Source organism: Kitasatospora sp. NPDC029312 (assembly GCF_055569215.1).
The window spans coordinates 98,441-118,216 of sequence record NZ_JBVHXY010000018.1; the positions used below are offsets into that span (position 1 = coordinate 98,441).

At 73.3% G+C, this 19,776-nt stretch carries 17 protein-coding genes; 12 read left to right on the top strand and 5 right to left on the bottom strand.

From position 1 onward, the window contains the following. Positions 1-101: 101 nt before the first annotated feature. The 3 genes from ACZ4WV_RS17195 to ACZ4WV_RS17205 form a co-directional block, all read right to left on the bottom strand. On the bottom strand, positions 102-1,001 hold the full coding sequence (locus ACZ4WV_RS17195) for a nitroreductase/quinone reductase family protein (protein WP_465747404.1): 900 nt from the start codon (positions 999-1,001) through the stop codon (positions 102-104). Positions 1,002-1,380: 379 nt separating this feature from the next. Further along, positions 1,381-2,556: a polysaccharide deacetylase family protein gene (locus tag ACZ4WV_RS17200; protein WP_465747492.1), complete on the bottom strand. Its 1,176-nt coding sequence runs from the start codon at positions 2,554-2,556 to the stop codon at positions 1,381-1,383. Positions 2,557-2,837: 281 nt separating this feature from the next. Continuing rightward, positions 2,838-4,667, bottom strand: coding sequence for an AMP-dependent synthetase/ligase (locus ACZ4WV_RS17205; RefSeq protein WP_465747406.1), 1,830 nt, complete (start codon positions 4,665-4,667; stop codon positions 2,838-2,840). Between the two features lie 534 nt (positions 4,668-5,201). On the opposite strand from ACZ4WV_RS17205, the gene ACZ4WV_RS17210 reads away from it, so the two are divergent. The 5 genes from ACZ4WV_RS17210 to ACZ4WV_RS17230 all read left to right on the top strand — a co-directional run bounded on the left by ACZ4WV_RS17210 (position 5,202) and on the right by ACZ4WV_RS17230 (position 11,409). Next, positions 5,202-8,276, top strand: coding sequence for a sensor histidine kinase (locus tag ACZ4WV_RS17210; protein WP_465747408.1), 3,075 nt, complete (start codon positions 5,202-5,204; stop codon positions 8,274-8,276). Continuing rightward, on the top strand, positions 8,273-8,692 hold the full coding sequence (locus ACZ4WV_RS17215; RefSeq protein ID WP_350743610.1) for a roadblock/LC7 domain-containing protein: 420 nt from the start codon (positions 8,273-8,275) through the stop codon (positions 8,690-8,692). The genes ACZ4WV_RS17210 and ACZ4WV_RS17215 overlap by 4 nt, the downstream gene beginning before the upstream one ends. 224 nt (positions 8,693-8,916) lie before the next feature. Beyond that, entirely contained in the window at positions 8,917-9,246 is a 330-nt protein-coding gene (locus tag ACZ4WV_RS17220) for a DUF742 domain-containing protein (protein ID WP_465747494.1), read from the top strand. Further along, the gene (locus ACZ4WV_RS17225; protein ID WP_465747411.1) at positions 9,227-9,865 is read left to right on the top strand and encodes a GTP-binding protein; all 639 of its coding nucleotides are present in this window, start codon (positions 9,227-9,229) and stop codon (positions 9,863-9,865) included. The genes ACZ4WV_RS17220 and ACZ4WV_RS17225 overlap by 20 nt, the downstream gene beginning before the upstream one ends. 800 nt (positions 9,866-10,665) lie before the next feature. Continuing rightward, entirely contained in the window at positions 10,666-11,409 is a 744-nt protein-coding gene (locus ACZ4WV_RS17230; protein WP_465747412.1) for a winged helix-turn-helix domain-containing protein, read from the top strand. 109 nt (positions 11,410-11,518) lie between these two features. Here the strand turns inward: ACZ4WV_RS17230 and ACZ4WV_RS17235 are convergent, their stop codons facing one another. Then, entirely contained in the window at positions 11,519-12,511 is a 993-nt protein-coding gene (locus ACZ4WV_RS17235) for an aldo/keto reductase (RefSeq protein ID WP_465747414.1), read from the bottom strand. Positions 12,512-12,862: 351 nt separating this feature from the next. On the opposite strand from ACZ4WV_RS17235, the gene ACZ4WV_RS17240 reads away from it, so the two are divergent. From ACZ4WV_RS17240 to ACZ4WV_RS17260, 5 genes are all read left to right on the top strand, one after another. After that, positions 12,863-13,429 carry a TetR/AcrR family transcriptional regulator gene (locus tag ACZ4WV_RS17240; protein ID WP_465747416.1) on the top strand — a complete coding sequence of 189 codons (567 nt, stop codon included), beginning with the start codon at positions 12,863-12,865 and terminating at the stop codon, positions 13,427-13,429. Positions 13,430-13,599: 170 nt separating this feature from the next. Further along, on the top strand, positions 13,600-14,181 hold the full coding sequence (locus tag ACZ4WV_RS17245; RefSeq protein WP_465747418.1) for a DUF4865 family protein: 582 nt from the start codon (positions 13,600-13,602) through the stop codon (positions 14,179-14,181). Between the two features lie 17 nt (positions 14,182-14,198). Beyond that, entirely contained in the window at positions 14,199-14,696 is a 498-nt protein-coding gene (locus ACZ4WV_RS17250) for a carboxymuconolactone decarboxylase family protein (protein WP_465747420.1), read from the top strand. Then, on the top strand, positions 14,693-15,655 hold the full coding sequence (locus tag ACZ4WV_RS17255; RefSeq protein ID WP_465747422.1) for a phosphotriesterase family protein: 963 nt from the start codon (positions 14,693-14,695) through the stop codon (positions 15,653-15,655). Before ACZ4WV_RS17250 ends, ACZ4WV_RS17255 begins: the two co-directional genes overlap by 4 nt. A 100-nt stretch (positions 15,656-15,755) precedes the next feature. Further along, positions 15,756-16,409, top strand: coding sequence for a Pr6Pr family membrane protein (locus tag ACZ4WV_RS17260; RefSeq protein ID WP_465747424.1), 654 nt, complete (start codon positions 15,756-15,758; stop codon positions 16,407-16,409). A gap of 356 nt (positions 16,410-16,765) precedes the next feature. Here ACZ4WV_RS17260 and ACZ4WV_RS17265 read toward each other — a convergent pair whose 3' ends face one another. Next, positions 16,766-17,530 carry an SDR family NAD(P)-dependent oxidoreductase gene (locus ACZ4WV_RS17265; protein ID WP_465747425.1) on the bottom strand — a complete coding sequence of 255 codons (765 nt, stop codon included), beginning with the start codon at positions 17,528-17,530 and terminating at the stop codon, positions 16,766-16,768. A gap of 139 nt (positions 17,531-17,669) precedes the next feature. Here ACZ4WV_RS17265 and ACZ4WV_RS17270 point away from each other — a divergent pair, with 139 nt between their 5' ends. Both ACZ4WV_RS17270 and ACZ4WV_RS17275 read left to right on the top strand, forming a co-directional pair. Next, positions 17,670-18,296, top strand: coding sequence for a TetR/AcrR family transcriptional regulator (locus tag ACZ4WV_RS17270; protein WP_465747427.1), 627 nt, complete (start codon positions 17,670-17,672; stop codon positions 18,294-18,296). Between the two features lie 204 nt (positions 18,297-18,500). Continuing rightward, the gene (locus ACZ4WV_RS17275) at positions 18,501-19,643 is read left to right on the top strand and encodes an alpha/beta hydrolase (protein WP_465747429.1); all 1,143 of its coding nucleotides are present in this window, start codon (positions 18,501-18,503) and stop codon (positions 19,641-19,643) included. The last annotated feature ends 133 nt before the right edge of the window (positions 19,644-19,776 follow it).

Sequence of the window (19,776 nt, forward strand, 5' to 3'; positions counted from 1 at the left end):
CCCCCCTCCCCCTCCTCCCCCCCCCCCCTCCCCCCCCCCCCCCCCCCCCCCCCCCCCCCCCCCCCCCCCCCCCCCCCCCCCCCCCCCCCCCCACCGCCGTCTCAGCCGCCGGGCGGGACGGGCCGGACCGGCGGAAAGGGGATACCGGCGAGGGTCGGCAGGAGTTCGGCCTCTTCGTAGTCGAGGTGCGCCTCCAGCTCGGCCGCCATCCGGTCCAGCTCGGCCCGGAGCAGTTCCGGCTCGGTGACCGCGATGCCGGCCAACAGCGCCACCAGCTCCTCCTTGATCCGTCCGATCGCCCGGTGCTGCTCACCGAGCCGCTCCAGCACTCCGACCAACTCGGGGTGGCTGCGGGCGAGTGCCGGGAAGATCGCGGCGTCCTCACCGGTGTGGTGGTGGGCCAGGCCCTGGCAGAACGCCAGGCAGTGCTGCCGCAGTTGCAGTCCCAGCCCGGGCGGACGGCCGGGGGAGTGGGTCCGGGCGTCCTCCCGGATCTGGCGCAACTGGGCGCGCAGCCAGGTATGTGCTTCCAGCAGCTTGTCGGCCAGGCTGTGCACCTCGCGGGGTGCGTCGGCCGGTGGCTCGGGTCGTTCGAGGACGACCACCGGCAACTCCCGTTCGGTGTGTGCCTGGTAGTCGCCGTAGCCGGGCGCCTTCCGGACGGCCGCGGCGAACAGCCGCTCCCGGCGGGCGCCTTCGGCGGGTACGGCGATCGCGTCGAAGGCTTCGGTGCCGAGCTCGACGCGGACGACGGGGTGGGCCAGCAGATTGCGGTACCACTGCGGGTGTTCCGGCGCTCCGGCCGCCGAGGCGACGACCAGCAGCAGCCCCTCGGCGCGGACGTATCCGAGCGGGACGGTGTGCGGACGTCCGCTGCGAGCCCCGGTGGTGGTCAGCAACAGCAGGTCGCCGCCCTCGAAGGGGCCGCCGACCCGGCCGCCGTTGGCGCGGAACTCGTCGATGACGTTGAGGTTGAAGGAATGGGCGGGGTTGGACGACATGGGCATAGGGGTGTGGTGGAGTCTCCGGGAAAGGTCGAGGGAGTCGCGGCCACACGCGGTACCACGCAGCAACGGGCGGACACCGCGGTGACCGCCTACGTCAGATCAGGGCAGCGGAGAAAGTACTCATCGCGCATCGTCCCCTTGGCATCAGGTGCCGGCTCGGCTGTCGGCCGGCCCACTGCTCTGTGGCCGACGCCGCGCTGCACGCCCCCATTAGAGCCACGCCGTCGACGTGCTGTCAACGAGCAAGATCAACACCACAGTGCGGGTCGGTGACCGGCACGGATACCGGCGAACAGGTGTCAGCGAACAGATTTCAACATCTGAAATCTGTTCGCTGAAATCTGTCATCCGTCAGTTGTCGCCCGAAGCACCATCAGCGCAGGTAGTCCGCCAGCCCCGCCGGCTTGAGCCCGGCGGCGTCCGCGGCGGCGAGGGCGCGCGGCAGGTCGGTGGTGAGGGTGTCGGTCCAGTGCATCAGCGCCACGTCGCCCGGCTGCAGCGGGCCGGGATGCCAGATGGCGGAGGCGCCCCAGCTGAAATCGGCGTCGGCGGTCAGCAGGGTGCGGATGCCGCAGTTGGCGGCGGCCTGCAGGGTGTCGGAGTTCCAGGTGAAGTACGGCGGCCGGAAGACCACGGGCGCGGTGCCGAACAGCCGGGTCATCGCGTCGCGGGCGTCGCAGATCTCGATCTGCTGTTGCTCCAGCGGGAGCTTGCCGAGGTCGGAGTGGGAGACGCTGTGGTCCTGGACCGAGGAGCCCGGCACGGCAGTGACCCGCTTGAAGAAGTCCGGGTCGGCGCCGGCCGGCATCGGCAGGGGGAAGGCGGTGATCGGCAGGTGGTGGTCGGCGATGAAGCGCTCCGCCTCGGGGGTGCGTTGCCAGCCGTCGTCCACGGTGAGGAAGACGACCTTGTCGCCGGTGGGGATCGAGCCCCGCGCCACCGCCGGGGCGGGCGCCGGGCCGTCCACCCGTACGTCGTCCACCGAGAACGGCCCCTGCTGGTACCAGCCGTGCACGTACAGCCGGACACTGCGGGCGCCGGGCCCGGTGGTGAAGCGGGTGGTCAGCTGCTGCCAGTCGCCGCCGGTGGTCTCGGTCCAAGCGGGGGCGACGTCCCGACCGGTGCCGGTGGCGCCCAGGTAGACGAAGTCGCCGCGCACCCAGGCCGAGGCGGTGTACGTGGTGTCGGGCTGGACGGAGACGGTCTGCGCGCACTCACCGGTGGAGTCGTCGCCGGCCGGCGTGACGGTGAGCGCCGATCGCCCGGAGTGCGGCGCGGTGGTGGTGACGGCCGCCTCGGCCGGGCCGCCGGTGCAGTTCCACCCCGGGATGCTGCCCCAGTCGGCGAGGCCGGGGGAGGGCAGCTCGAAGCCGGGATTGGTGGCCAGGTTGACGACCGGCCCGACCGGCCCGACCGGCCCGACCGGCCCGACCGGCCCGACCGGCCCGACCGGCCCGACCGGCCCGACCGGGCCGCCGGCGGCCGCCGGAACGGCGAGGGTGGTGAACAGGGCGACGGAGGCGGCCAGCGCGGACAGGCGCGTGGACATCGACACGTGAGGACTCCAGCATGTGGGGGCGCGCCCGCGAGGAGGGGCGTGAGTGGAAGCAGGACCGTTGGACTGGCAGGCCCGGCCGTGGAACCGGGGCTCCCGGAGGGGCGGGAGCGGGCCGTGCCGGTGCGCCGCACGCGGACCGAAGAGCAACAATGGACTGGACCAATAAGCCCGTCAAGGGAGCGCCAGGTGAACCGCCCGGCCATCGATCCACCAACGGCGGTAACGACCAGACGACAAGACGTGACATCAGCGACCCGCAGCCAGGCGGAAGTTCACGGCGACAGGTACAACTCCTCGATGTCCGCCGCGTAGTACTGCGCGATCGCCGCCCGCCGCAGCTTGAGCGAGGGCGTCAACAGCCCCTGTTCCTGGCTGAACTCCCGGGGCAGCAGCCGGAAGGCGCGGATCGACTCGGCCCGCGACACCGCCGTGTTCGCCGCCGCCACCGCGCGTTGGACCTCGACGTGTAGCTGCTCGTCCGAGAGCACCGCCCACGCGTCCAGCTGCTCCCGCCCGTGGGTCTTCAACCAGTGCGCCAGCGCGGCCGGGTCGAGCGTGATCAGCGCCGCCACGTACGGGCGGTCGTCGCCCACCACCAGGCACTGGGAGACCAACGGATGGGCCTCCACCCGCTCCTCCAGGGCCGCGGGCGCGAGGTTCTTGCCGCTGCTGGTGACGATCAGGTCCTTCTTGCGCCCGGTGATGGTGAGGTAGCCGTCCCCGTCCAGCCGGCCCAGGTCACCGGTGGCGAACCAGCCGTCGACCAGCGATTCCGCCGTGCACTGCGGATGGTTGAGGTACCCGCCGAAGACCGACCCGCCGCGCACCCACACCTCGCCGTCGTCGGCGATCGCCACCGAGGCGCCCGGCAGCGGCTTCCCGACGGTGCCGAGCTTCTGCCGTCCGGCCGGATTGGCGGTGATCGCGGCACTGGTCTCGGTCAGCCCGTAGCCCTCGTACAGCTGGAGCCCGGCGCCGGTGAAGAAGAGTCCCAACTCGCGGCGCAGCGAGGAGCCGCCGCACATCACGCTGCGCACCTGGCCGCCGAGGACGGCGCGCAACCGGGGGTAGACGGTCCGCTCGTAGGCGAGGTGGCGCAGCCGCAGGCCCGCGCCCGGTCCGGGGCCGCGGCCGAAGGCCTTCTGCTCCCGCGCGGCCGCCCAGTCGACGGCCACCTGCCGGGCCTGCTCGAAGAGTTCACCCCGTCCGGTCTCCTCGGCTGTTCGCCTGGCCTGCTGGAAGATCTTCTCGAAGACGTACGGCACGGCGTTCAGGAAGGTCGGCTGGAAGGTCTCCAGCGCGGGCAGCAGCGCGTCGGTGGAGACTTCGGGGATGTGGCCGATGCGGAAGCCGCCGCGGACGGCCGCGATCTGCACGGCCCGCCCGTAGACGTGTGCGAGGGGCAGGAAGAGCAGCGTCGAGGGCTGTTCGCCACCGGTGTCGCGGAAGACGTCGCCCCAGCCGCTGAGCAGAGCGTCGGCCTCGGCGGCCAGGTTGCCGTGGGTGATCAGGCAGCCCTTGGGGCGGCCGGTGGTGCCCGAGGTGTAGACGACGGTGGCGATGTTGGCGGCCGCGACGGCGAGGCGCTGGCGGTGCACCAGTGCGACGGGCACGTCCCGGCCGTCCTCGGTGATCGCGGCGACGCAGTCGCGGTCCAGCTGCCAGATGCCGGTGAGGTCGGGCAGCGCGTCGCAGACCGCTCCGACGGTCATCGCGGCGTCCTCGTCCTCGACCAGGCAGGCCACCGCCTGGGTCTCGGCGAGGATCCAGCGCACCTGTTCGGGCGCGGCGGTGGGGTAGACGGGCACGGTGATCGCGCCGATCGACCAGAGGGCGTAGTCGAACAGGGTCCACTCGTAGCGGGTGCGGGACATCAGGGCGACCCGGTCGCCGTAGCGCACGCCGCGGGTCAGCAGGCCCTTGGCGAGGGCGAGGACCTCGTCCCGGAACTCCCGCGCGGTGACGTCCTCCCACCGCCCGTCGCCGGTGCGCCGGGACAGCTGGACCAGGTGGGGCGTGCGCTCGGCGGTGTCGTACAGGGAGTCGGCGAGTCCTCCGGTGGCCTCGCGCCCGGGCGGGGCGGGGGTGGTGAACTCGCGCACAATCCTCCCCAGTTGGCGTCTCGCGGCGCTGTCTGCCGGACCCGGCGGGCGGGCGCCGGGGTGGCGGCGCCGGGTCGCGCGGGTGGAGCGAAACTATCGGATCGTCCTGTCACTGCCCAGGGCTGTGGCGGTGACGCGACGAGATCGGCACCGGTCCGCGCGGATGGTGTCGCGATCGCGGAGACGCCAAGGAGGAACCGGGGAGGATCGGCGAGCGGCTGCGGGACGGGCGCGGGGGACGCGGGGGCGGTCTCTGACGTGTCCTGGGCAAGGGAAGCAAGCGGGTGGTTCGACCCTCGAACGTGTGGTCACGGCGTAGTAGAGTCTCGCAGACCCGTGGCCGGGAGCCCTCCGCAGCTTCCTTCCCAGACCTTCGCAAAGTCCGTCCGAGCCCCCTCTCCCCGCGCCCGCCGAATCGCCCGATCCAGCCCCGCCCGCCTGACCCGCCCGCCTGACCCGCCCGCCGCTTCCCCGCTTCCGGTATCCCCGCTTCCGCTCCCCGTCCGCGCCTGGCACTTCCCGACCGAGGACTCCATGCGTCTGCGCAGCAGCTCGATCCGCGCGAAGATCATCGCGCTGCTCCTGGTGCCCATCGTCGCCCTCACAGCCCTGTGGGTGTACGCGACGCTCGCCACCACCGGGGACGTCCTCAATCAGCTGGCGCTCAGCCGTACGTACAAGGAGTACGGCCCGGTCGTCGACCAGTACGCGACCGACCTGCAGAACGAACGCCGGGCCGCCGTCCAGCGACTCGCCGACCCGAACTCGCCGGTCGCCCGGGACGCCTTCGAGCACGCCGAGGCCGCCACGGACCGCAGCCTCGCCACCCTGCGGCAGAAGAAGGACAGCGCCCGCGGAGAACTCTCCGCGGCCCAGCGGGCCCGCCTGGTGCAGATCACCGCCGCCGCCGACCAGATCGCCCCGCTGCGGGCCCAGGTCGGCCGCCTGGCACTGAACTGGGAGTTCGCGCTCGGGCAGTACAGCGACCTGATCCGGCCGGTGTTCGGCTTCCGGTCCGCCTACGTGGCCCGACAGAGCGGGCAACTCCCACGGCAGGGAACCATCCTGATCGAGCTGGTGCGCGCCCGCGAGTACCTCTCGCAGGAGGACGCGGCCATGGAGGGCCTGCGCACCGGCGCCGCCAAGCCGACCGCCGAGCAGTACCAGACGGCGCTGGACGCCCTGCACAACCAGCAGGCGCTGTTCACCGTCTACATCGCCGAACTCGAACCCGCCGACCAGGCCGACTACATCGCCCTGCGCGGTGGCGAGGCCTGGGGGGCGCTGGCCCGCGCCGAGGCGGACTTCGTCGGCGCGGGCGGCCCCGACCGGGTCGTGCAGGCGCTCAACGGAGACAACTGGCCGCAGACCGCCGACCGTTCGCTGGGCGACCTCGCCTCGATCAACTCCCGGATCGCCGCCGGACTGGACGACCGCGGGCGGTCCACGGCGATCGCGGCGCTCTGGCGCGGCGGCATCGCCGGTGGGGTCGCCCTGCTCGCCGTCGTCCTGACCATCATGATCTCGTTCCGGATCGGTCGCGGGCTGGCCCGCGAACTGATCGGCCTGCGCAACGCGGCCAACGAGCTGGCCACTACCCGACTGCCCTCCGTGATGCTGCGACTGCGCCGGGGTGAGCCGGTGGACGTGGCCGCCGAGGCACCGGAACTGCACTTCGGCCAGGCTGAGATCGGTCAAGTCGGCCAGGCCATCAACGCGGTCCAGCGGGCCGCCGTGGAGGCCGCCGTGGAACAGGCGGAACTGCGGCGCGGCGTGTCGGCGGTGTTCGTCAACCTGGCCCGGCGCAGCCAGGTGCTGCTGCACCGGCAGCTCACCCTGCTCGACACCATGGAGCGCCGCACCGAGGACCCGACGGAGCTGGCGGACCTCTTCAAGGTCGACCACCTCACCACCCGCATGCGCCGGCACGCCGAGGGCCTGATCATCCTGGCCGGCGGCTCGCCCGGACGCGCTTGGCGCAAGCCGGTCCGGATGGTGGACGTGGTCCGGGCGGCGGTCGGTGAGGTCGAGGACTACGCCCGGGTGATCGTCCGGCCCTTCCCCGGCACCGGCCTGCTCGGCAGCGCCGTCGCCGACGTGACCCACCTGCTCGCCGAACTCGTCGAGAACGCCGCGGTGTTCTCCCCGCCGGCCACCCAAGTCACCGTCCAGGGCGAGGTGGTCGCGCACGGGTTCGCGCTGGAGATCGACGACCGCGGACTCGGCCTGAGCGAGCAACTGCTCGCCGAGATCAACGAACGCCTCGCCGTGGAGCAGGAGTTCGATCTCGCCGACACCGACCGGCTGGGACTGTTCGTGGTGAGCCGGCTCGCCCGCCGCCACGGCATCCGGGTGCACCTGCGGCCCTCGCCGTACGGGGGGACGACGGCCGTGGTGCTGATCCCGCGCGAGCTGCTGGCGGAGGCGCCGGACGGGCTGCCGGAGCCGCCGGCCCAGGCGACCGGAGCGGCCGCGACAGGACGCGGGCCGAGGCGGGCAGCGGGGCGGCGCGGGCAGCGCGACCTCGTCGCGGTGCCCGGAACCGCCGGGACGCCGCTGCCCGCCGCCGCGGCTCCGGCCGGTACCGGTGGCACGGCCGGTACGGGTGGTACGGCCGGTACGGGTGGCACGGGTGGTCGGCACCGGGTGGCCGGCGGGCCGCGCCCGTCCGCGCCCGAAGCAGGGCGTACGGCCAACGGGCTACCGCGCCGGGCGGCGCGGACCAAGGGCGGACCGGTGCTGGTACCCGCGCCGACGCCGGCGCCGGACCTCGAAGACGCTCCGGGAACAGGGCGGCACCGGCGGGGCACGGCCGGGCTGGACGGTCTGTCGACGGCGGACGACGCGCCGACGGCCGTGCCCCAGGACGGCGCGTCCGAGACCGGCGTGCCGGAGGACGGCCTGCCCGCAGTGTCCCGGACGCCGGGCGGTCTGCCCCGGCGGGTCCGGCAGGCGAACCTCGCACCGCAGCTCAGGGAGCAGGCGAAGGAGCGGCTGCGCGCCGACGCCGGGTCCGAGGACCACGATGCCCGGCGCACCGGGGACGCCTTCGGTCCGGCCGGTTCGCGGGAACTGACGGAGCCCCGGGAGCGCTCGCCCGAGGAGGCCCGCGCCACCTTCGCCTCGTTCCAGCGCGGCTTCACCCGTGGACGCGGCTCCACCGGCCCGACCGGTCGAGCCGCCCAGGCACGCACGACTGAGGACCGAGCCGCGCAGGACCGAACCGCCCAAGGCCGGGCCGCGCAGGATCGTTCCGGCGCCCCAGGCGCCCGGCCCAGGGTCGTCCCCGCGTGGCAGCCGCCGGACCCGTCCCGGCGGGCGATCAGCCCCGCACCGGCCCCGGCGGCGCTGCCCGCGCCCGCCCCCGAGGACGCCGGCCGCGCGCCGCTCGCCCGCAGGACCCCGGCCGGGCAGCCGGTCCGGCCGAACCCGGCGCCCGCCTCGCCCGTACCACCAGCGGCACCGGTGACACCGGCGACAGCAGCGGCACCCGCAGGACCCGCAGCACCCGAAACGCCCGCAGTACCGGCACCACTCGCACCACTCGCACCACTAGAACGACCAGCACCACCGGCATCACCCGCCCCAGCGGAAGGAACTGAATCATGACCACTTCGACGCAGCCGTCCGGCGACCTCAACTGGCTCCTGGACGACCTGGTGGGGCGCGTCGCGGCCCTTCGGCACGCGGTGATCCTCTCCAGTGACGGGCTGGCCACCGGCGCCTCCCGCGACCTCGACCGGGAGGATGCCGAGCACCTCGCCGCCGTCGCGGCCGGGTTCCACAGCCTGGCCAAGGGCGCCGGCGGGCACTTCAAGGTCGGTGGGGTCCGGCAGACCATGGTCGAGCTGGACGAGGCCTTCCTGTTCATCACGGCCGCCGGCGACGGCAGTTGCCTGGCCGTGCTCAGCGAAGCCGAAGCGGACATCGGCCAGATCGCCTACGAGATGGCCCTGCTGGTCAAGCGGGTCGGCGAGCACATGGCCGCCGAGCCGCGCACCGAAACCGCCGCGCCGAGGAGCTGAGCGCTCCGATGGCGGATCCGAAGGCGGACGGGCCGCAGCACCTCCGGGCGCTCGACGACCAGGAGGCGCTCAACGGCCCCCAGGTGCCGGTGGACTCGGCCGAGCCCACCGACGGAGAACAGGCGACCCCGGACGGACCCGAGGTCGACCTGTTCCGGCCGCGCACCTCGGTCGACGACCGCTGGTTCGACGACGAGGCCGGCCCGGTGGTGCGGCTCTACTCGATGACCAGGGGCCGTACCCGGCCCGTCGAGGAGGGTCTGTTCGACCTGATCTCGCTGATCACCGCCAAGGACCCCGGGCCGGACGCGGGGGCCGTGCCCGCGCACGTCCTCGACCCGGAGCACCAGACCCTGCTGGCCTGGTGCCGCCACGAACCGCTGTCCGTCGCCGAACTCGGCTCGTACACCGACCTGCCGGTCAGTGTGGTGCGCGTCCTGCTCGGCGACCTCTACGACGCCGACCTGATCAGCGTCACCCGACCCGTTCCGCTCGCCGAGCTGCCGGACGAGCGCCTGCTGCGAGACGTGATCAATGGACTCCGTGCGCTCTGACCACACCCCCGTGAGCGCGCGCCCGGCGCGACGGGGGAACGCCGACGACCCGCAGTGGCGCGGAGGTCCGGCCGTCGCGGTGAAGATCCTGGTCGCGGGCGGGTTCGGCGCGGGCAAGACCACCCTGGTCGGCGCGGTCAGCGAGATCCGGCCGCTGCGCACCGAGGAGGAGCTCAGCGAACTGGGCCGCCCCGTGGACGACACCTCGGGCGTCGAGACGAAGCGCACCACCACGGTGGCCATGGACTTCGGGCGGATCGACCTGCGACCCGGCCTCGCGCTCTACCTGTTCGGCACCCCCGGGCAGGACCGGTTCTGGTTCGTGTGGGACGAGTTGGCGCGCGGCACGCTCGGCGCCGTGGTGCTCGCCGACACCCGCCGGCTGGCCGACTGCTTCCCCTCGGTCGACTTCTTCGAGCAGCGCGGCATCCCGTTCATCGTCGCCGTCAACTGCTTCGAGGGCACCGAGCGGTTCGCCCCGGAGGAGGTCCGGGACGCGCTCGACCTCGACCCGGGGATCCCGGTGCTGCTGTGTGACGCGCGGTCGCGGGAGGACGGGAAGGAACTGCTGGTCGCCCTGGTCGAGCACGTCGCCGCCCGCCGACGGGCCACCGCCTGAGCCTGACCGTCCGACGGATTCCGCTGGTCAGGGCCCTACACCTGACCCTGCGTCTCATTCCAATGTCCAGATGCCGGACGGCCGATGCGCTGAAGGTTGCCTGGAGAGGCTCGGGCATGGAAGGCTCTGTGGACGAAGGCCGCCCCGGCGACGTCGTCGGGAAGGGTCGGAAACGTCCCGTTCGTACGGGAGTTGCGGACCAGCTTCGGCCTTCGACGAACCGACGCGGCACCGTCGGCGCACACCAGCGATGGTGCGCTCCGGCAGGGTGCGTTCCGGCAGGGGCGCGTCGTCACACAGGACGAAGGGGGAGGGCGACAGGGATGACCACCGGTCAGCGCCGCATCGCCGCCGTGCCCCGCCCCGTCATGCTGGTGCTCACCGTCCGTCGCTACATCGACCACGCGCTGTTCTGCAGCGCGTGTTGTCGCTGACGGCCCCTCCCCGCCCCGGTACGTCCCCCGGCGGCTCCGGCCCGTCCGGCCGCCGCCCGACGCACCGCCGATCCTCGCCGATCCCATCGATCCCGTCGACCAGGCCGTGACGGGCCGCCCGTCCCGGCACGTCCGCGGCCGTCCAACCGGCCCCGCCTCGCGGAGACCACCAGTGAACATCGACCTCGAGCCGTTCTGGCCGTCCCGGCAGCCGCACCTGTTCGATCAGACGTGTCCGGGCTCGCCTGGCGCGTCCCGGCCCTCCGCCCGCTGAACCGGTCCGACCCGGTCCGGCAACGGCGGTACGCCCGGTCGACGCGCAGACGACTCCACCCCGTCCGTCACGCGCGAAATGAGCGGTACACCATGTCTTCTTCCTCCACGGCCACCCTGCCCCTGCACACCGCGACCCCGCACCTGCGCGCGGTCCGCTCGGTTCCCTCCCGTCCCGTCAGCCCCTCCGTCGCGTCCCTCCCGTCCGTGGCCTCCGTCCCGACGATCGCGCCCGTTCCGTCGGTGGCGCCGGCCGTCGGCTACCAGGCTGTCGGGTCCCAGGCCGGGGCGGTCGTACCGCCGGCGCCGGCCTCGCTGCTCGCCGCGCTGCCCGAGGGGGCGACCGTCGTCGCTGCGCTGCCGCAGGGCGTGCTCCCGCAGGGGCTGCTCGCCCAGTACGGTCCGCAGTCCGGTGGTGCGGCGGGCCACCCGATGGTCGGCTACCTCGTCCTGGTGCCGGCCGAGAGCCCGGCGGCTACGACTGCCGGGGGCGCCGGTCCCGCTGTCTCGGGAGGCGTCTTGAATGCCGGACGGCCGGTCCGTCCGGCCGGGCACGGGATCACCGTCGACACCGAGCGGCGCAACGCCTACGTCGACGGGCGGCTGCTCGACCTCACCTACCTCGAGTTCGAGCTGCTGGCCCACCTGACCGAGCACCCCCAGCGGGTGCACACCCGGGACCACCTGGTCTCGGCGGTCTGGGGTTACGGCCACGTCGGCGACGGGCGCACCGTCGACGTGCACGTCGCCCGGCTGCGTCGCAAGCTCGGCGTCGCCTACCGGGACACGATCGTGACGGTCCGTCGGGTCGGCTACAAGTACACCCCGGCCAACTGATCAGCGCTCCGGAGAGGTGGCCGGGTGACAGATGACAACTAACAGATAACAGATTTCGAAATCTGTTATCTGTTAGTTGTCGGTCGTTAGCTGTCGGCTGTCGTCCTCGTCAGCGGCTCAGCCGGTCGATCTCCGCCAGCTCCTCGTCCGTCAGCGGCCCGCCGGCCAACGCCGCGAGGTTCTGGTCGAGTTGGGCCACGCTGCTCGCCCCGATGATCACTGAGACGACCCGCGGGTCCCGCAGCACCCAGCACAGTGCCAGTTGCGCCAGGGACTGCCCGCGCCCCTCGGCGATCTTGTTCAGCGCCCGCAGCTGCTCCAGCTTCGGACCGGTCAGCGCCTCCTCGGTCAGGAACTTCCCGACCGACATCCGCGACCCGGCCGGCACCTCGCCGGAGAGGTAGCGGTCCGTCAACAGACCTTGCGCGAGCGGCGAGTAGGCGATGAGGCTGGTCTGGGTGTCGCCCACCGCATCCAGCACGCCGCCGTCCTCCACGGTCCGGTTGAGGATCGAGTACGCCGACTGGTTCAGCAGCACCGGCGTCCCCAGCTCGCGCAGGATCGCCACCGCCTCCCGGTGCTGCTCCGCCGGGTAGTTGGAGATCGCCGCGTACAGCGCCTTACCCGAGCGCACCGCGCTGTCCAGCGCCCCCATCGTCTCCTCGATCGGAGTCTCCGGGTCGTAGCGGTGCGAGTAGAAGACGTCGACGTAGTCCAGCCCCATCCGCCCGAGGGACTGGTCCAGGCTGGCCAGCAGGTACTTGCGGCTGCCGCCGTTGCCGTACGGGCCGGGCCACATGTCCCAGCCGGCCTTGGTCGCGATGAACAGCTCGTCCCGGTACGGCCGGAAGTCCTGCGCGAACAGGTAGCCGAAGTTGCGCTCCGCGCTGCCGTACGGCGGGCCGTAGTTGTTCGCCAGGTCGAAGTGCGTGACGCCCCGGTCGAAGGCCCGGCGCAGCACCGCCCGCTGCACCTCCAGCGGTTGGGCGTCGCCGAAGTTGTGCCAGAGTCCGAGCGAGACGGCGGGCAGCTGCACGCCGCTGCGGCCGGCCTTCCGGTAGGTCATCGAGGCATAGCGGTCGTCCGAGGCGAGGTAGCTCATGTCGGACATCCTGCCAGCCCTCGGCGGTCGATCAAGCTCTGGCCTCGACCCGTCGGTAGCCGACGCCGCGCCCGATCCGCGGCTCGCCCGCCCGGCGCCCACCCGACGCCCGCCCGGCGCCCGCCGACCCCCCGGGCGCGCCTACGCCCGGTTCGCGCCGGGCACCGTCCGTGACGTGATCCGCGCCACCGTCCGCAGCGGAATGCGCCTCAACACCAAGGGGGATGACGAACCGTCGAGGGGCCGTGGCCGCCGGGGGGCGGCGCACGGCCCTCAGCCTTTCCGGCTCCCGGCATCGGCGAAGGAAAGATCCCTGGCGTTCTGTACCTACTGGTGTGTACAGTGGGCGGCATGAGCACTCAGGAACGCCTCATCGAGAGCACTCAGGCCCTCCTGTGGGAGCGCGGGTACGTCGGCACCAGCCCCAAGGCCATCCAGCAGCGCTCCGGGGTCGGCCAGGGCAGCATGTACCACCACTTCACGGGCAAGCCCGACCTCGCCGCCGCCGCCCTGCGCCGCAGCGCCGAGCAGATGCGCGGCATCGCCGAGGCCGACCTCACCGCCCCCGGCACCGCCTTCGACCGCATCGCCGCGTACTTGCACCGCGACCGCGAGGTGCTGCGCGGCTGCCGGATCGGCCGGATGGCACAGGACCCGGACGTCGTCGCCGACCCGCAGTTGCGCGCCCCGGTCGAGGAGACCTTCGACTGGCTGCGCCGCCGGATCGCCGAACTGGTCGCCGAGGGCCAGGCGGGCGGCGAGTTCGCCCCCGGCCTCGACCCGGCGGACACCGCCGCCGCGGTGGTCGCCGTCGTCCAGGGCGGCTATGTGCTGGCCCGCGCCTCGAACAGCGCCGAGCCCTTCGACCAGGCCGTCCGCGGTGCCCTCGGCCTGCTCGCCGCGCGCCGCCGGGCCTGACCGCAGGGCGGCCACTGGCCCGACGACCGGCCCCGACGACCGGCCCCGACGACCGGCCCCGACGGCCGGCCTCGACGGCCGCGACCCGACGGCCGCGACCCGACGCGGGTGGCCCCGACACGGCCTCGCCGACCCCGGCCGACCCCGCCGACCATCCCGAGGAGCCCGCCGTGCACGCCATGCAGTACGCGATCCCCCTCCCCGCCGACTACGACATGGGTATCATCCGCGAACGCGTCGCCGACAAGGGTCATCTGCTCGACGCCTACCCCGGGCTCGGCCTCAAGGCGTACCTGATCCGCGAGCGCGGCCAGGACGGCTCGCCGGTCAACCAGTACGCGCCGTTCTACCTCTGGAACACCACCGCGGGCATGAACGCCTTCCTCTGGGGCCCCGGATTCCGCGGCCTGAGCGCCGACTTCGGCCGCCCCTCCGTCCACCACTGGCTCGGCGCCGGACTGGCGCGGGGCAACGACGCCGAAGCGGCCGCCCCGACCAGCGCCACCCGCACGACCGTACGGCTCCCGGAGGCCGCCGATCCGGCCGAGGCCGTCGAGCGGGCACTCGCCGAGCTCCCCACGCATCCGGCCCTGCACGCCGCCGCCGTCGCCGTGGACCCGAGCCGGTGGGAGCTTCTCCGGTTCGCCCTCTGGCGCGGCCCGGCCCCCGAGGACGAGCCCGGCACCCGCTACCAGGTACTGCACCTGTCCCACCCCGAACTCGACCGGCTGCCGACCGGCCGCCACTGGTGAAAGGACCCACCGCCACCGTGTTGCCTCCCGCCCAGGCCCCCACCAGCGCCGCGCCCGCCGATCTCACGCCCGGCACCGCCACGCCCACCGGCCACCTCGCCCCCGCCGACCTCACCCCCGCCACGCTCGACCGCGACGCCGGCTACGCCCTGCTCGCCGAACTCGCCGGCCCGGTCGCCGCCACCACCCTCGGCGGCCTGGACGGCCTCGCCCCCGGCTTCCCCGACTGGATCGTCACCAGCCTCTTCGGCGGCACCTACCAGCGCCCCGGCCTCGCCCTGCGCGACCGCCAGATCGCCAACCTCGCCGCTCTCACCGCCCTCGGCGGCGTCGAACCGCAGCTCGCCGACCACGTGCACAACAGCCTGCGGATCGGGATGACGAAGGAGGAGATCACCGAGGTGCTCGTCCACCTCGCCCCCTACGTCGGCGTCCCCAAGACCCTGGCCGGCCTGCGCGTGGCCACCGCCACCTTCGCGGCGGCGGCCGGCGCCCCCGGAAAGGGCGGGGAATGACCGCCCCGGCCGACACCACCCGCAGGGTGCGGACCGTCCTCGGCGACCTCGACCCCGCCGACCTGGGCGTCACCGACGCCCACGACCACCTCTTCATCCGCAGCCCCCGGTTCCCCGGCCAGGAACTGGACGATCCGGCCGCCGCCGCGGAGGTCCTGCGTGCCTACGCCGCCGCGGGCGGCCGCACCCTCGTCCAGTGGACCCCGTGGGGCATGGGCCGGGGCGCCGGCTCCCTCGCCGCGCTGTCCCGGACGGCGGGCGTCCACCTCGTCGCCGCCACCGGCGCGCACCAGGCGGCCCACTACGCCGCGGGCAGCTTCCCCGCCCTCGGAGACCACTCCGTCGAGCGCCCCGCCCCGTACGCCGACCTCGCCGCCCGCTTCGTCACCGAGCTCACCACCGGACTGCCCGGCGCGCCCGACGGCGTCCGACCGGGCCTGATCAAGGTCGCCGACGACGCGGGCCCGATCACCCGGCACACCCGCTGGACGATGGCCGCCGCGGCCGAGGCGCACCACGCCACCGGCGCCCCGATCGCCGTCCACCTCGAACCCGACGGCGACGCCCGCGGCGTTGTGCACCGGCTCTCCGGACAGCACGGCGTCCGGCCCGACCGGATCGTCCTCGGCCACCTCACCCGCTTCACCGACCGGGCACTGCACCTCAGTCTGGCCGCCGAGGGCGTCTTCCTCGCCCTGGACAGCCCCTCCCGGATCGGGCACCCCGCCGACCTCCAGGCCTTCGACGTGATCGCCGGCCTGGTGGAGGCGGGCCACGCCGACCGGCTGCTGCTCGGCGCCGACACCACCACCCGGACGGCCCGTGAGCTCGGCGGCCCGGCACGGCTGCTCACCGACCTCGCCCCGCGGCTGGCCCGCAGCTTCGGGCCCGAGCTGCCCGAGCGGCTCCTGGTCGCCAACCCGGCCGCCGCCCTGGCCGTGGAGTGGCGCGCTCCGTGAGGCCGCCTGCGCGGCACTGCCTCCTGTGGCCGAGTCCGCCCGGCGGGGTTTGAATCCGAGTAGCCCCACCGGACCACGCCCCCGAGAGGCGGCCCTGACGATGTACTCGTGGCTCGCGCCCGCCCGGCTCGCCGTCGCGGCCCTCCTTGCCGTGGCGCTCTGCTTCTCCGGCTACCACGCGGCGACCGGCGACACCGGCGTGGTGAACTTCTTCAGCTACTTCACCAACCTCAGCAACCTGGCCGGGATGGCCGTGCTGGGCTACGGCGGCTGGGCCGCACTGACGGGCCGCCGACCCGTGCCGGACGCGGTGCGCGGGGCGGTGGTGCTCTACCTCGCGATCACCGGCCTGACCTACGGGACGCTCCTCGCGAACTACCCCGCGCCGGTGGTAGTCCCGTGGGTGGACGACGTGGTCCATCGCGCGGTGCCGCTCGTGGTGCTCGCCGACTGGCTGATCGACCCGCCGCTGCGGCGCATCCGGCCGGCGGTGGTGCTCGGCTGGCTGGTGTTCCCGCTGGTCTACCTGGCATACGTGCTGGTCCGCGGCTACGCCGTGAACTGGTACCCCTACCCGTTCCTGGACCCGGCCCGGCACGGCGGCTACCGCCGGGTCGCAGGGGCGTGCTGCCTGATGGCGGTGGCCCTGCTGCTGGTCGGGGCCGCCGTCGCCGCGGTCGGCAACGCCGTGGCCGCCCACCGCGACGCCCGCCGGGGCCTGGCACCACCCGGTCGGCCCGCCGGGGCCCGGTGACCAGCTTGCCGACGGCGGCGGGGCCGGGCACCGCGGAGAGCGGGAGCCCCGATCGGACCGGCACGGCCGGTGGCGACGACAGGCACGGCCGGTGACGACCGACGGGGCCTGTGCCGCATGGGGGAAGGCACAGGCCCCGTCGGGACGCGTACGGGCGGACGGTGGATCAGTGCTGATCAGCGGGCCCTGATGAGCGGGGCCTGATCAGCGCGGGCTGATCAGTCGGGACCCCGCATCTCCCCGCAGCCCCTCGCGAATCAGGACGGGCCAGGACTGGTCAGGACGGCTCAGGACGGCTCAGGACGGCTCAGGACGGCTCACGACCGGTCACCGCAGCTCATCGTGGGGCTCACGGGTCACATGTGGGTGCCGCCGTCGATGCGCAGCTCCGTGCCGGTGACGAAGGCACCGTCGTCGGAGGCCAGCATGGCGATCACGCCGGCCACCGTCTCCGGGCCCGCGAAGCCCTGGCCGAGGGCGGGGGAGAGCTTGGCGAGCAGGCTGAAGTCGGCGTCGGCGGGCAGGCCGGGGTTGTTGGTCATGCCGCTGTCGATGCTGCCCGGCGCGACGCAGACCGCGCGCAGCCCCTGCTTCGAGTACTCCGAGGCGATCGCGTGGGTGAAGGACTGGATGCCGCCCTTGGTCGCCGCGTACGCGGCCATGTAGGGGTGGGCGAAGCTCGCGGAGGTGGAGCTGAAGTTGACCACCACGCCCCGGCCGGTCGCCAGCAGCGCGGGGAGCGCCTCGCGGGTCATCAGGAAGGTGCCGGTGAGGTTCACCGCGAGGAGCCTGTTCCAGAACTCCAGGGTGGTCTGGTGGGTGTGCGAGGAGCGGAGGATGCCGGCCGCGTTGACCAGGACGTCCAGACCGCCCAGGGCCGCGACCGCCTCGGCCACGCCGGCCACCACAGCGGTCTCGTCGGCGATGTCGAGGACCTGGATGATCAGCCGGTCCGCCGTGCCGTCGGCGCCCGCGCGGTCCAGCGTCTTCTTCAGGCCGTCCTCGTTGACGTCGACGGCGACGACCCTCCCGCCCTCGGCGAGGATCCGGTGCACGGTCGCCTGGCCGATGCCAGAGCCGCCGCCGGTGATCAGGACGTTCCGTCCGCTGAAGCGCTCCATGGGGTTCTCCGTTCGTTCGTGGTCTTTCTCGACCTCAGCAGGCACGGTACGCCTTTCTGGCATGACGTGCCAAGAAGTCTCGACATGCCTATATGGCTCGGCGTGCCACCGACATGATCGACTGCGTACCCTGGCCCTTGTGACCGGACGCCCCTCGCTGACCCAGCGCCGCCGTGACGCCACCCGGCTGGAGATCGCCCGTACCGCCGCCGCGCTCTTCGCCGAGCAGGGGGCCGAGGCGACCACCGCCGAGGAGATCGCCCTCGCCGCAGGCCTCTCGCTGCGCACCTTCTACCGCTACTTCTCCGTCAAGGAGGACGCCGTCGCGCCGCTGCTGGCGGCGGGTGGACGGCGCTGGGTGGACCTGCTGGCCGACAGCGCGGCGGACCTGCCGCTGCGCGAGGCGCTGGAGCGCTCGGCGGTCGCGTCGCTGACCCCGGCCGACGACGCGGCGGTCGAGGCCATGCACTGGACCCGCAGTCTGCTGCGCGACCCGCGGCTGGACGGCACCTGGCAGCGGGTCCACGCGGGGGCGGAGGAGCGGCTGAGGGCGGTCCTGACCGAGCGCTGCCCGGCCGGCACCGACCCACTGGAGATCCGGCTGGCCGCGGCCGCGGCCACGGCGGCGATCCAGGTGGCGCTGGAGCAGTGGGCCTCGTCCGACGCGCCCGTCACCGGCCCGGGCTCCCCGCAGGACCTCGGCGCACGCTGCATGCGGGAGCTCACCGCGGGGCTGCGGCTCTGGGATCGGGTGGGCGGCGAGTAGCGGCCCGCAACCCCTGCCCACTGTTCGACAGCCGGCTTCGCCCGGTGCCCCGCCCGCTTCCCGCTGACTGTCGGCCAGGCATCAGCTTTCTCCCAGCTCCCGCTAGGGTTGGTCATCGCACGCCCCGGTGGGGGAACCGGGGGGAAGTCCTCGGATGTCCTGGACGGAGGGGCGGGGAGTTCGAGGCGTGGGAGCAAGTAGAACATGGGTCTGACGAGCCACAAGGTGCTGGCGCTGGCCGTATTGATCGCCGTCGTGATGACGGCCGGCACGGTCTGGTTGTGGCCCAGACTCGCCAGGAAGACCTGGCAGGCGGTGCTCGGCCGGATCGGCGCGCTGCTGGCCACCCAGCTCACAGTCCTCGCCGCGCTCGGCCTCGTGGCGAACAACTACTTCGCCTTCTACAGCAGTTGGGACGACCTGCTGGGCACCGGCAGCACCGGTCCGGTGGTGATCCACAACAAGGCGGACGCCTCCGGCCGCCTCCTGGTCGAGACCGTCGGCCGTGCCTCGGTCCAGGGCGGGGGAGCGATGGGCCGTGAGCCCGGCCAGTCCGGCGAGATCCGCAAGGTGCGGATCGACGGCAGGCTCAGCCGGCTGTCCACCGAGGGGTACGTCTACCTGCCACCCCAGTACTTCCAGCCGGAGTACGCGCAGAAGCGGTTCCCGGCGGTCATCGTCAGCACCGGCTTCCCCGGGATCGCCGAGAACCTGATCACCCGGTTCAACTACCCCGGCGCCGCGCTCAAGCTGCTCCAGGAGGGCCGGATGCAGCCGACCGTCATGGTCCTGATGCGCCCCTCGCCCGCGCTGCCGCAGGACACCGAGTGCGAGGACGTCCCGGGCGGCGCCCAGTCCGACACCTACTTCAGCAAGGACGTCCCCTCGGCGATCCAGGCGAGCTTCCGGGTCTCCACCGACCCGCAGGCCTGGGCCTTCATGGGCAACTCGACCGGCGGCTACTGCGCGCTCAAGCTGGCCATGCGCCACCCCGACGTCTTCCCGACGGCCGTCGCCCTGTCCGCCTACTACGACGCCGCCGACGACCCGACCACCGGAGACCTCTTCGGCGGCAGCAGGCAGCGCCGTGACGAGGCCAACCTGATGTGGCGGCTGAAGAACCTGCCCCAGCCCAAGGTCTCCGTGCTGCTGGCCGGCACCAAGAAGGGCGACGGCAACTACCGGCAGGACACCGAGGCGTTCATCGACGCGGTGCACAGCCCGATGAAGGTCTCCTACAGCATGCTGGACAAGGGCGGCCACAACTTCGAGACCTGGAGCGCCCTGCTGCCGTCCTCGCTGGAGTGGCTGTCCGACCACCTCAAGGTCGGGGACCAGACCGTCTGACGTCGCTCGCCCGAGAGCCCGAACCCGAGCGTGGAACGAAAACCACAAGCCCCCCCGGCCCGGGGGTTGGGTTCCTCCCCGCCCGTCTTCGTGCCGTCCCCCCCCCGTCCCCATTTGTCGCTGTCCTCCCCCG